Source organism: Fibrobacter sp., assembly GCF_017551775.1.
In the GTDB taxonomy this organism is placed as follows: domain Bacteria; phylum Fibrobacterota; class Fibrobacteria; order Fibrobacterales; family Fibrobacteraceae; genus Fibrobacter.
Window position 1 is genome coordinate 52,542 of sequence record NZ_JAFZKX010000067.1, and the last position, 11,800, is coordinate 64,341.

Here is an 11,800-nt window from a genome sequence, read left to right on the forward strand (position 1 = left end):
ATGCAACGTTTGCTCAAATTGAAAAAAGTGCTGAAGAACAGTGTTTTGTCGTCGCTCTCCGAAGGATTGAAGGCGGCGAAGGCCAACGGCGGAAAGTTCCGTTCCCTTTCTGCAGAAGAAATCTCTGCGCTCGAGAAGGACGGCAACCGTTGTGAGGACTGGAGCCGCGTCCAGGTCGACGCGAATTTCGCTCCCGGCCGTATACGCAATTCCGTTTTCATGGGCGACGTCCGCCTGCCCGCTTTTTACGGCACGCTCCTTTTGCCGGGCGATGTCTCGTTCCCGACGGGAATTTACGATAGCCTCGTGTACAACAGCATTGTCGAGAACGCGCTCGTGTACAAGGTGGGCATGCTCTGCAACGTGCTGGTGCGCAACAGCGCGGTGGTGCAGAACGTGGGTTCGCTGGTGAGCAGCGGCAAGATTAATTACATGATCGGTTCCTCTATCGCGGTGGGCAACGAGATGGGTGCGCGCAAGGTGCGCGTGTTCCCGGACATCACCGCCGACCTCGTGGACGTGCAGCTTTTCCACAAGGGCGAACCCGACGTCGAGGCCGCGTTCGACGAGCAGCTGAAGCTGTTCCGCGAAGAGACGGCGCTGCCGTTCGGCGTGGTGGGCAAGGGAGCCGTGGTGAGCAACACGAACATTGTCCGCAACAGCTGGATTGGTTCGCACGCGCGAATCGAGGGCGCGTCCAAGATTCGCAATACGGTCATTTTGAGTTCGCTCGAGGAATCGACGCACATCTACGATTCCGTCATCATCGAGAATTCCGACGTGCAGATGGGCGTGAAGGTGCATACCGGCGCCGAGGTGCAGGGCAGCGTGCTCATGAGCCGCGTGAAGGTGGGCTGCAAGGCGATTGTCAAGTCTTCCATTCTGGCGCCGTGCTGCCATATCGAGGAAGGCGAGGTCAACAGTTCGTACGTGGGCCCGCTCGTGCAGATGCATCACCATTCGCTTTTGATTGCGGCGCTCTGGCCCGACGGCTGCGGCAATATCGGCTACGGCGCGAATGTCGGGAGCAACCATACGGGACGTATGCCCGACCAGGAAATCATGCCCGGGCAGGGGATGTTCTTCGGGCTCGGCGTGAACATCAAGTTCCCGGCGAACTACCGCGAGTCTCCCTACACGCTCGTCGCGAGCGGGGTGACGACGTTGCCGCAGAGGCTCAAGTTCCCGTTCTCGCTCATACGCCCGGGTGACCCGCAGCTGATGGGCGTGCCCGCGCGCCTCAACGAGATTGTGCCCGGCTGGAACTACACGCGCAACGCCTATGCGCTCGACCGCAACTTCTTCAAGTATTCCCAGCGCGGCAAGGGCTGCGTGTCCGCCTCGTTCTTCGGCATGTTCCATCCGGAGACGGTGCGCCAGGTGTTCGACGCCTACAACCGCCTGCAGGTGACGCAGGTGCGCGACTTGTACACGAAGGAACATGTCGACGGCCTGGGCGAGAATTTTATGCGCGAACGCGTGCGCCAGGATGCGCTGCATGCTTACAGTGAGTACCTGGAACGCTACGTGCTCGAATTGCTGATTGCGCTTGTGGAAAGCGACGAGACGCTGTTGAAGCAGACCCCGCGCGAGCTGCGCAAGCTTTTGACCGGGGATTTGAACCGCGACGTGGCCCGCGTAATCGCCTTGCCCGATACGCTCGACGAACTGGTGAAGCGCTACCGCATTCTCGAGAAGAACTGGTTCGAGAACGTGTTCCACGGGCTCGACAAGGATATCGAGCGCGGCCGTGAAATATTCGACGACTACGACAGCGCGCATCCGGTGGATACCGCCTTCTTGGAGTGGGAAAAGGCCCGCTTCGAGGAATCGGTGAAGCGCCTTTCGAACGTGCTCAAGAACATCGGGTAGTTTTTCCGCATGCTCCTCGTTATTCTGCTTTGCCTGGAATTCGTGTTGCGCCTCGTGCTCGAGGTGCGCGAGTGCCGTGCCGTGCAGGCCCGCGTAAATGCGTTTACGGTGATGCGCCTGATTCCGCTGGTAAACGATATCGTGCCGCTTCCGGAAAACCGCGAGCAGCCGCAGGTCGGCAACTTCGTGGCGATGCACGAGGAAGGGCACAAGAACCTGCACCATTCCATTCTGCGGAACTTGGTGAAGGTCGCCATCGCGCTTGTGGCCATCTGGTTTTTGGCCGCGTTGATGGTCCGCTGGCAGGCGAATTTTGTGGAAGCCGTTTTGTGGCTGCATTTGGCCGCGATACCGTTCCGCGTGTTCTTCCATTTTTACTGCTGGACCCAGGAATACGAGGCCGACGGTTACGCGTTAAAGAAGACCGACAAGAAGATTGCGAAGAACGCCTTGCAGGAACTTGTGCGCTGCGAGTATCCGCATACGCCGCTGTTCGCGCTCGTTTATAGGGAGCACCCGACCGCGGTGCTGCGCAAGAAGAGATTGCTGAATAAGTAGAGGGACGCGCGAAGATTGCGCGGGTATAAAATGCGCGCCCTGTATTATAAAGTGCGCGGGTTTAAAATGCGCCGGCTCTAGTTGGTCTTTTTTTCGCGGCCGACTGCGAGGATAATCGCGTTCACGATAAATGCCGCAACCATCAGAAAATCGCCCGTATGCGCGCCGAGAGCTCCTGGCAGCGCGGGGCAGAACTTGCCTGCGAGTGCGAGCGCGCCGCCCGCGATGATTGCCGCCGCGACGAACTTCGGTTTTGCCTTGAGCCCCAGGAGCCCCCACAGGATGGGCACCGTGAAGGCACCCGCATAGACGGCGAGCGCGAGCAGCAGCGTCCCGATGATATCCGTGAACACCAGCGCGATGAGAAGCGCCACGATGCCGTTCAGCAGGATTACGACGCGCGCCTTCGCGAGCTGCCCCAATGTCATCCTGGAGCCGCAGGCGATAGGATCCATGGCGCTCTTGTTGCCGCCAACACCCAACAACCCGCAAATAATCACCGAGCTGCTGAGCAGCGTGGTATCGGCGCTCGAAAGCACCACGCTCAAAAGCGCAAGCGCAAACAGCGGGATAAGCGCGGGCGGGAACACCGCATTCGCGATTGCCGTGATGCGAGCTCCCTGCACTTCGCCGAGACCCGCGCCATAGACCGCGAGGAACCCGATGACGAACGCCACCGGGATGAGCGTGCAGGCCGCAGCAGCGATGGCCTTCTTTGCCGTCGCGACATCCTTCGCGCAGAACATGCGGCTGAAAATGTCGGGCCCCGCAGTGTACGTGGTGCCGTAGGTGAGAATCAGCAGGAACAAGTCGAACGGCGTGAAGTTCGCATGGAACGGGAACGGCGGTATGTTAACCGCGCTTGCGGCATCCGATGCGCCTGCCGTGGCGAGCGTGCCCGCGGTCTGCGTGATGTCGGTAACCTGCGAAGCGTCAGTGAACAGCGCGAAACCCGCGAGCACCAGCAAACCGACGATGATCAGGCACGCCTGGAAAAAGTCCGTGCGCAGAATGGAGAACTGCCCGCCCGCGAGCGTGTAGCCCGTGAATACCGCCGCCGCCGTAATTGCCGCCGCCGTGTAGCTCATCGGCGTGAAAGTCATCAGGAGCTTTGCCGCCGCGATAATCTGTGCCGCCACGATGCCCGTCCAGGCGACGGGAATCACGATGGATGCGACGAGCCGCGGGCCCTTGCCGTAAAGATTTTCTACCAGGTCGGGCAATGCGTATTTCCCGTGACTGTATGCCCGCGAAGCAAACGGAATGAGCGCCAGGAGCCCGAGCGCACCCGTGAGCATGAACCAGCTCGCGGCCCCGCCGAGCCTCGTTCCGGAATCGACTGCACCGATGACGGCCGACCCGCCGAGAATCGTGGCCACGAGACTCCCCGCGACCGCCTTTGCCGACGCACCCTTGCGCGCCACGAAAAAGTCGGGAATGTCCTTCACGCGCCGCGCACTGCGCACCGCGATCACCACCAGGACAACGAGATAGACAATCAATGCAATGTTCACGATGTACCCCGCGAATTAAATCCGCTGGCAAAGATAGAATTTAAAAGTGGGGGCTGATTTGTTTACCTAATATCGTTCGTTTATTTCCCAGTGCCCGCCCCGATCTCCTCCAATTCGAGATATTTGACCGGAATTTTCGAGACTTTTTAATTGCCATTTTACTCCGCTATCAGATATCCCACAGATTTCTGACAGCTCTGACCTAGTCACATTTGGATTGTTCGATATTGCGTCAAGTATTTTCTGGGCAGTTTTCTGGGTAGTTTTCTGGGTAGTTTTTTGCCTGTCACGTTTAGTAGCAATTTCCGCAGAAGGAAAAGCTAGTACTGCCTGGACAGTTGGGGTAACAAAAGGTCACTGAGCCTGCCGAAGTGCTCGTCGAAGTGACCGAGTAAAAATGAAGGGAGCTCGTGTTCAGTGGTTGTCAAGTATTCTTTGACAACCACTTTTTGGTTATTACATAAACGCTAATCCGAAATTCGTGCGTCTTTCCAGAGAGTTTTTTCCCACCTGGATTTCTTTCCATGATTCCTTGTGATTTTCCGTCAGGGATAATTCTGGCTTCATCTTATACGAGAAATCAGACTTCGAAATGAAGTCGATAAAATCGGGAATGCTTTCCCTGTAGTGCAAGGCGAATTTTATGGCGTCGTTCTCTTTGTCCTTGTCGTTGGAATTCTGCTTGTTGTAAAGTACGTGGTCCAAGTTGCAGGACATGTAATAGGCGTTGTAGGGGACTTTCCAAATCGTCGGAGTGCTTGACAAACGCGAAAGGTTCTTTGCCTTTCTTGAATTGCGCTCGATGATATTTTCCCGAACAGGGCACAGGATTTTATCCAGGGTGTAGAAGGGGGCATCTACATCGCCTTGCACAACATAGTCTTCTGTAACGAACGCTCCATCGGTATCTACGATGTGGATGATGCATTCAAAGTGCTCCGGTTTCAAGCGATAGGAATCTGCCCACTTCTTGACGACCTCGGCGATCTTCTTCGTGATGTCTGATGAACCGACTTTTTGGCGCGTGTCCTTGTCGTATTCCGTAGTGATATCGCAATGCATCACGTGGGTATAGACTGTATCCTTGTCAAAATGGCGGGAAAGGAGCACGCCGAGGGCGGTTTCGTCGGAAGGCCCTTCTACGATTACGAATACGACTTTTTTACGAGGCATTGGACCCTCCGGCAAGTTTGAAGGCCAGGGCGATTTCGGAATTGTTTGTTGATTCGTAAACAGGTTCGCTCTGTTCGCCCAGGATAATATCGCGGTAATAGAAGTCGCGCAGGTTGTTGGTCGTCTTCACACCGCTGAAGCGGATGTACCTGTTCATCGGGTTTGTGGTTGTGAACACGATGAAGTTCTTGTCCAGCGTTTCGAGGGGCCGCAGGTTGTGCGACGTGAACAGCAGCTGCCCCTTGCCCTTCTCGGAAATAACTCGGAGAATTTCGCCCAGCAGGTATTCAAAGATGCCGGAATCGAGCTCGTCTATGGCGACCGTGATGGAGCGGTTGTTATAGACGTCGATAAGCAGGGAGAGTATGGATATGATTTTTTTGATGCCATCGGATTCCATCACGAGCGGGAATTCATGGCCTTCCTTGCAAGATGTCAATTGCACGATATGGCCCGGTAAACCATCGCGCATCAGTTCTCTGCCGAGAATCTTTAAACCAACCTTGAGATTGGGGACAATCTGCGGTAGGACGATGTTCATACTTTTGATGGTTCTTTCCAGAACTTGCAAAATATCTATCGCAATTGTGGTAGGCCGGTTTAATGGGATCAGCAAACTTGCAGATTTGTGATTAGTGGCATGGTCCAGAGAGATATGGAGAGGCATATCGTTTAAACTGATACGTCCTGTGACTGCCGTTCTAATTGCAAAAAGTTCGCGTGCGCCATACCATGCCAAACGTGCCAGAATAGAATTAGTTTCTCCAGGCATAATGGCATCGTTCATTTCTTTTGAGAAAATAAAGGAGGCGGTATTTGCTTCGGCCATTTTTTTTGCAACAAGCAGGGCGTTTTTTTTGTTTTTGTCTTTGCCCATGAGCATGTCGTATTTTGCCTTGGGGACAAAGGGGGATTCGCTGTTGGTATCTATGTAGTCGACAAACTTTGTTGCGGTATCTTTGCTCTTGCTCGAATAAGAAATTTTTTCATTGTAAATGACTAACTTGGCGTAATTTTCGCTATTGCCTTTTTTTATTGAAAAACCATAGACAACTTTATAGCTAGTTTCGTTATCGTTGTCTTCGATGGCAAACTCGAACTCGAACCGGGCGGCTTCGCTATCGACATTGATGCAAGATGCAATGTAGTTTCCGTCGCCCGCCTCTAACGGGTATCCCATAAGGCAATGTTTCAGCAAGACCAATGCTTCGATAATCGCCGTTTTGCCGGAACCGTTTTGCCCGTAAATACCGGCAATGCAGGCTCCGTTTTCGTCTTTGCGGATCAAGGAAATTTCGCCTTTTTTGACGTTTTTGAAGTCCTCGAGGAGGATTTTCTTTAAAATGACGGTAGAGTTTTTCATGTCCATAAAATAGTTTAATTAGCTGAAAAAGTCAATATCAAACACAAAAACGATATAAAAAATATCGAAAATCGGTTTGGTTGTGCTAAAATTGGGCGGATAGGCTCAGAGAAGAGGCGTTTTCACCCCTTTTTCACCAATATTTGTATATCGAGCAGCTTTTCCCAATCTGCTTTGGTGCGTTTTTCGCGGGGGATGCTCCAGAAGTTTTTCCAGATTTCGTTGTTGAGGGAATCGATTTCGGCGGCTTCGGCGTCGGTGACGGTGCCATTGGCGGTGCTGTACATTTTGTGCTCCTTTCTGCGTACAAGCTTTATAAACGCAGATGTTTTAAACGACCATCTAAAACTACACTTTTGTGCACTATTCGTCAAGAGGTAAGATTGATTTTTTTTCAAATGCGTCGAAAGTCAATATTTTTTTCACGATGACACTTTACTGACAGCATAAAAACTTATATTCTCGAAGAGCGTTTTATACACACAAGCGATATTGTTTTTATGCCAGGTCTTTTTACGGAAGCGACGCGCGTTCAACTGACTGCGATTCAGCATTTGGCTCGCATCGGCTATACGTATTTGGGAAAAATTTCGGAGTCCGGCGCACTAGGCGCAACGCCGGCGAATATCGCGTTTGACCCGGAAACGAACATTCTTGTAGATATTTTTGCGGAGCAGTTCAAGAAGCTGAATCCGGCTGCGACAGTTTCTGCGCAGAGCGTGCTTTCGGACATTCAGAAGGAACTGGATGACGACGATTTGGGCCAGCAGTTCTACAAGCGCTTGACCAGCTATTCTCCGCTTCGCCTAGTTGATTTTGAACACCCAGAAAATAACACGTACCATTGCACGGCGGAATTTAGTTGCAAGAATGGCGATGAAAGTTTCCGCCCCGACATTACGTTGTTCATTAACGGGCTCCCGCTCGTGTTTATCGAGGTCAAGAAGCCGAATAACGTAGGCGGCATGGTGGCCGAAAGCAAGCGGATGAACGACGAGCGCTTTCCGAAGAAAAAGTTCCGCCGTTTTATCAACATCACGCAGTTGATGATTTTCTCCAACAACATGGAGTACGATGCCAAGGGCGGCGTTGTCCCGATTGAAGGCGTGTTCTATTGCACGGCTGCGAAAAACGAAGCGCGTTTCAACTGCTTCAGGGAAGAGAACCCCAAGCGTGCGGCAATCGCGCCGTTCCACGCCAATTATCCTTATTTGCCGATTCCTGCGGATCTCGAAAAGAGAGTCCTGATGGATTTCAATGTTCCGGTCTTGAAAGAGAATCCGGAATACAAGACGAATCTCGATATCAACACGCCCACGAACCGCGTGCTTACTTCTATGGTGAGCCCGGAGCGTTTGCTCTTTTTGCTTAAGTACGGCATCGCTTACTTGCATGTCGAAAAAGAGAAGGATGGCCAAATTGAGAGCCGCCACGAAAAGCACATCATGCGTTACCAGCAATTTTTTGCGGCCATGATTATCCGTGAAAAACTGGCAGCGGGTGCGACATCTGGCATTGTGTGGCATACGCAGGGTTCGGGCAAGACGGCGCTTTCTTTCCACTTGAGCAAAGTACTCAAGGATTATTACGCCAAGCAGAATAAGGTTGCGAAATTTTACTTTATTGTGGACCGCCTGGATTTGCTGGAGCAGGCGACCGAGGAATTGAGCAATCGCGGCCTCAAGGTGACAACGGCAAATTCCCGCACGGAACTCATGGAACAGTTCCGCACGCAGCAGGCCTTGCAGGGCAACGCCGGTGTCGATGAAATTACCGTGGTGAACATCCAGAAGTTTGAAAATGACACCGAGAAAGTGGAAATCCCGAATTACGCCACGAATTTGCAACGCGTGTTCATTATGGACGAAGCGCATCGCGGCTACAAACCGGGCGGATGTTTCCTTTCGAACCTCTTCAATGCCGACAAGAACTCCATCAAGATTGCGCTTACCGGCACACCGCTCATCGGGAGTGAAAAGGCGAGTTGCAAGGTCTTTGGCGATTACTTCCACACGTATTATTACGACCGTTCCATTCAAGACGGCTATACGTTAAAGATTATCCGCGAAGATATCGAAACAAGTTACCGCAAAAAGCTGAACGATGCTTACGAAAGCGTACAGAAACTGGTGGAGAAGGGTTCTGTCTCGAAGGACATGATTATTCGGCACCCCACATACGTTAAGGCGTTGCTCCGCTACATCATCAACGATTTGGCGAAGTTCCGTGCCATGCAGGGCGATAACGACCTTGGCGGCATGATTATTGCTGAATCTTCGGAACAGGCACGAAACTTGTACAAGTTCTTCAATGAGATTCAGGACGAACTCAATGAAAACCGCATCCAGAAAATCAACTTGAAAGCGGGCCTGATTCTCTTCGATAGCGATGACAAGGAAACCCGCAAGCAGATTATCAACGATTTCAAGAAGAACTACACGATTGATATTCTGATTGTTTTCAACATGTTGCTGACGGGATTTGATGCGCCGCGTCTTAAGCGTTTGTATTTCGGTCGCAAAATCGAAGATCATAATTTGTTGCAGGCAATTACACGCGTGAATCGCCCGTACAAGAACATGAAACGCGGATTCTTGATTGACTTTGCCGACATCAAGAAGAATTTCGACGAGACCAATGCCGCGTATTTGCAGGAACTGAACCGCTACAACGATGCCGATACTGACCCGGACGACAACTTGCCCGACATGTACAGCCAAGTCATGGAAGACAAGGAAGCCCTTATCAACCACATGAAGGTGGCACGTCAGGCTTTGTTCAGTTATACCACCGACAACGCGGAAGTTTTCTCTACAGAGATTTCTAGCCTTGAAGACAAGAAGGTTTTGATAGAACTGCGCAAGGCGTTGGAACTGGCAAAAGATGCTGTGAACCTTGTGCGGACTTTTGGTGATGATGCACTTAAGAAAGACTTTGAGAAATTGAGCATTGAAAAACTCCCGCAGATGCTTTCGGAAGTGAACCACCGCATTGCTATTATCAACCAGAAAGAAGCCTGGAATAATAGCGATGCCACGCAGTTTGCGGTGAACGAAGCCATGATGAATATCGAGTTCAATTTCAGTTGCATCGGCACCGAAGAACTGAAAATTATCGACAACGGTACGGAACTGCGTGAAAAATACAAGCGCGCACTCCGCGGATTTCTGGATAACTTCGACCACGAAGACCCCGTATTTGTTGAATTGGAACAGGAGTTCAAGCGCATCTTTGACAAGCACGGCTTTACCCCGGAAAACCTTGCCGTTTATAACGAGCAGAACCGTGCTATGGACGATATTTTGAAGCGTCTTGAAGAACTTCGCAAGAATAACGAGGTCCTTCTGCGTAAGTACAATGGCGACACGAAATTCGCCTATGTCCACAAGCGCATCCGCGAAGAGAACAAGGCTCGCGAACCCAAGCACCAGGCCCCCATTATCTCGAGGTTCGACGAAGATATCGTGCAGGCCCTTTTGACCATCAAGGGCTCCATCGATACCAAGGTCTATGACCGCAACGACATCCTCAAACAAGATGCCTATTTCGGTAAGACTGTGATGAAGGAAATTGCAGATGGACTTGCGCTATTCCCGCAAATCAAGCCTGAAATGCCTGATTACCAGTTTATTCAGCAGCGTATTGCTAAACAGTATATTAACCAGTATAACTCCTACTACGGAAATTAAATGAATATCAAAGACAAAACCATCGCCCTTATTGATTCCTTGAAGGCAACATGCCAAACTTATGGTATGGGCAATGATGGCAACGAATACAAGATTATCACCCAGGTGTTTTTGTACAAGTTTATGGCCGACAAGTTCGGCTTTGAACTCAAGAAAATTAATGACCCCTGCCTTAAGGCTTTGAAAAAGTCTGAAAAATGGGAAGAAGAATATGCCAAACTCAGCAAAGCTGATCGTGAAAAGATAAGCCTGTTCTTGCCACCCGAAGTTCCTGTATTCAAGCCTGATTACTTGATTGCAAACCTTTGGAATAAACAGGCCAAGGGTGACTTTGACGTGATTTTTGACGAGACGATGGTCGCCATTGCCAAAGACAACTTGGATGTGTTCTACACCAAGACTGCTCAGGAAACAAAAATCCCTATCTTTGAAAAGCTGACCATCTTTGTGACCGACGATGCCCAGCGTGCAAACTTCGCCCGCGCCTTGGTGGACAAACTGGTGAACTTCAGCTTCGAAGAAGCCTTTAGCGAACATTACGACTTTTTCTCGGACATCTTTGAATACCTGCTCAAGGATTATAACACCGCTGGCGGCGGCAAGTACGCCGAATACTATACGCCCAAGGCCATCGCGAAAATCATGGCACGCCTCTTGGTGGGGGACAACGCCGATTTGCACAACGTAGAATGTTACGACCCTAGCGCTGGTACTGGCACGCTCCTTATGGCGCTCAGCCACCAGATTGGCGAAGACCGCTGCACCATCTTTGCTCAGGATATTTCTCAGCGAAGCAATAAGATGCTCAAACTGAACCTGCTTTTGAACGGGCTTGTCTCTAGCTTGGATCATGCGGTGCAGGGCGATACCCTCTTGGAACCTTATCACAAGAGCAACGACGGCAAGAGCCTCAAGCAGTTCGATTATGTGGTGAGCAATCCGCCTTTCAAGATGGATTTTAGCGACACCCGCGACGACATCGAAAGCAAGTGGGGCAGCACTCGATTTAGAGATGGCGTCCCGAAAGTCCCGAACAAGAAAAAAGAATCCATGGCAATTTACACGTGCTTTATCCAGCATGTGGTCAATAGCATCAAGGAAGGTGGCAAGGGCGCCATCGTAATCCCTACCGGGTTCATTACCGCCAAATCGGGAATTGAGCATAAAATTTTGGAACACATCGTCGATGAGCACATTGTGTATGGCGTGGTGAGTATGCCGAGCAATGTGTTTGCAAACACCGGCACTAACGTGAGCGTTCTCTTTTTCGACAAGACCAAGAAAAAGACCGACAAGGATAAGGTTGTTCTTGTTGATGCGAGCAAACTCGGCGAAGAATACAAGGATGCCAACGGCCTCAAGAAGGTTCGCCTGAACGACAGCGAAATCGAAAAAATCGTTAACACCTTCCGCAAGGCGAATGCCGTCGAAGACTTCAGCGTGGTGGTGAGTTACAGCGAAGTCAAGGAAAAGGGCTATAGCCTAAGCGCCGGCCAGTATTTCGACATCAAGATTGACTACGTCGATATCACCGAAGACGAGTTCAACGAGAAAATCGCTGCCGCGACCGAAAGCCTCCAGAACATGTTTGCCGAAAGCCACAAACTCGAAAAAGAAATCCAGAAACAACT

Annotated in this window: 9 protein-coding genes; 4 read left to right on the forward strand and 5 right to left on the reverse strand. The window is 51.3% G+C overall.

Translation table 11 applies throughout. The features are described from left to right. Nucleotides 1-27: 27 nt before the first annotated feature. Together IK012_RS07885 and IK012_RS07890 are read left to right on the forward strand one after the other, a co-directional pair. Complete coding sequence (locus IK012_RS07885) at nucleotides 28-1,872, forward strand: DUF4954 family protein (RefSeq protein ID WP_290952814.1); 1,845 nt, start codon at nucleotides 28-30, stop codon at nucleotides 1,870-1,872. 9 nt (nucleotides 1,873-1,881) lie between these two features. Continuing rightward, complete coding sequence (locus IK012_RS07890) at nucleotides 1,882-2,430, forward strand: M48 family metalloprotease (RefSeq protein ID WP_290952817.1); 549 nt, start codon at nucleotides 1,882-1,884, stop codon at nucleotides 2,428-2,430. 77 nt (nucleotides 2,431-2,507) lie between these two features. Here the strand turns inward: IK012_RS07890 and IK012_RS07895 are convergent, their stop codons facing one another. From IK012_RS07895 to IK012_RS07910, 5 genes are all read right to left on the reverse strand, one after another. Then, nucleotides 2,508-3,944 carry a hypothetical protein gene (locus tag IK012_RS07895; protein ID WP_290952820.1) on the reverse strand — a complete coding sequence of 479 codons (1,437 nt, stop codon included), beginning with the start codon at nucleotides 3,942-3,944 and terminating at the stop codon, nucleotides 2,508-2,510. Between the two features lie 66 nt (nucleotides 3,945-4,010). Further along, complete coding sequence (locus IK012_RS13600; protein WP_367273784.1) at nucleotides 4,011-4,247, reverse strand: winged helix-turn-helix transcriptional regulator; 237 nt, start codon at nucleotides 4,245-4,247, stop codon at nucleotides 4,011-4,013. 153 nt (nucleotides 4,248-4,400) lie between these two features. Beyond that, nucleotides 4,401-5,117: a hypothetical protein gene (locus IK012_RS07900; RefSeq protein ID WP_290952823.1), complete on the reverse strand. Its 717-nt coding sequence runs from the start codon at nucleotides 5,115-5,117 to the stop codon at nucleotides 4,401-4,403. Beyond that, nucleotides 5,107-6,480: an ATP/GTP-binding protein gene (locus IK012_RS07905; RefSeq protein ID WP_290952825.1), complete on the reverse strand. Its 1,374-nt coding sequence runs from the start codon at nucleotides 6,478-6,480 to the stop codon at nucleotides 5,107-5,109. Before IK012_RS07905 ends, IK012_RS07900 begins: the two co-directional genes overlap by 11 nt. Before the next feature lie 122 nt (nucleotides 6,481-6,602). Further along, nucleotides 6,603-6,767, reverse strand: a complete 165-nt coding sequence (locus IK012_RS07910; protein ID WP_173381350.1) for a hypothetical protein — start codon at nucleotides 6,765-6,767, stop codon at nucleotides 6,603-6,605. Between the two features lie 213 nt (nucleotides 6,768-6,980). On the opposite strand from IK012_RS07910, the gene IK012_RS07915 reads away from it, so the two are divergent. Together IK012_RS07915 and IK012_RS07920 are read left to right on the forward strand one after the other, a co-directional pair. Continuing rightward, entirely contained in the window at nucleotides 6,981-10,169 is a 3,189-nt protein-coding gene (locus IK012_RS07915) for a type I restriction endonuclease subunit R (protein WP_290952828.1), read from the forward strand. Further along, on the forward strand, nucleotides 10,170-11,800 hold a 1,631-nt coding region (locus IK012_RS07920; protein ID WP_290952831.1), incomplete at its 3' end, for an N-6 DNA methylase.

What these genes read in the sequence shown, in the direction of transcription:
- IK012_RS07890 (WP_290952817.1), top strand. Translation starts at nt 1,882, where the DNA reads ATGCTCCTCGTTATTCTGCTTTGCCTGGAATTCGTGTTGCGCCTCGTG.
- IK012_RS07915 (WP_290952828.1), top strand. Translation starts at nt 6,981, where the DNA reads ATGCCAGGTCTTTTTACGGAAGCGACGCGCGTTCAACTGACTGCGATT.
- IK012_RS07910 (WP_173381350.1), bottom strand. Translation starts at nt 6,767, where the DNA reads ATGTACAGCACCGCCAATGGCACCGTCACCGACGCCGAAGCCGCCGAA.
- IK012_RS07905 (WP_290952825.1), bottom strand. Translation starts at nt 6,480, where the DNA reads ATGAAAAACTCTACCGTCATTTTAAAGAAAATCCTCCTCGAGGACTTC.
- IK012_RS07900 (WP_290952823.1), bottom strand. Translation starts at nt 5,117, where the DNA reads ATGCCTCGTAAAAAAGTCGTATTCGTAATCGTAGAAGGGCCTTCCGAC.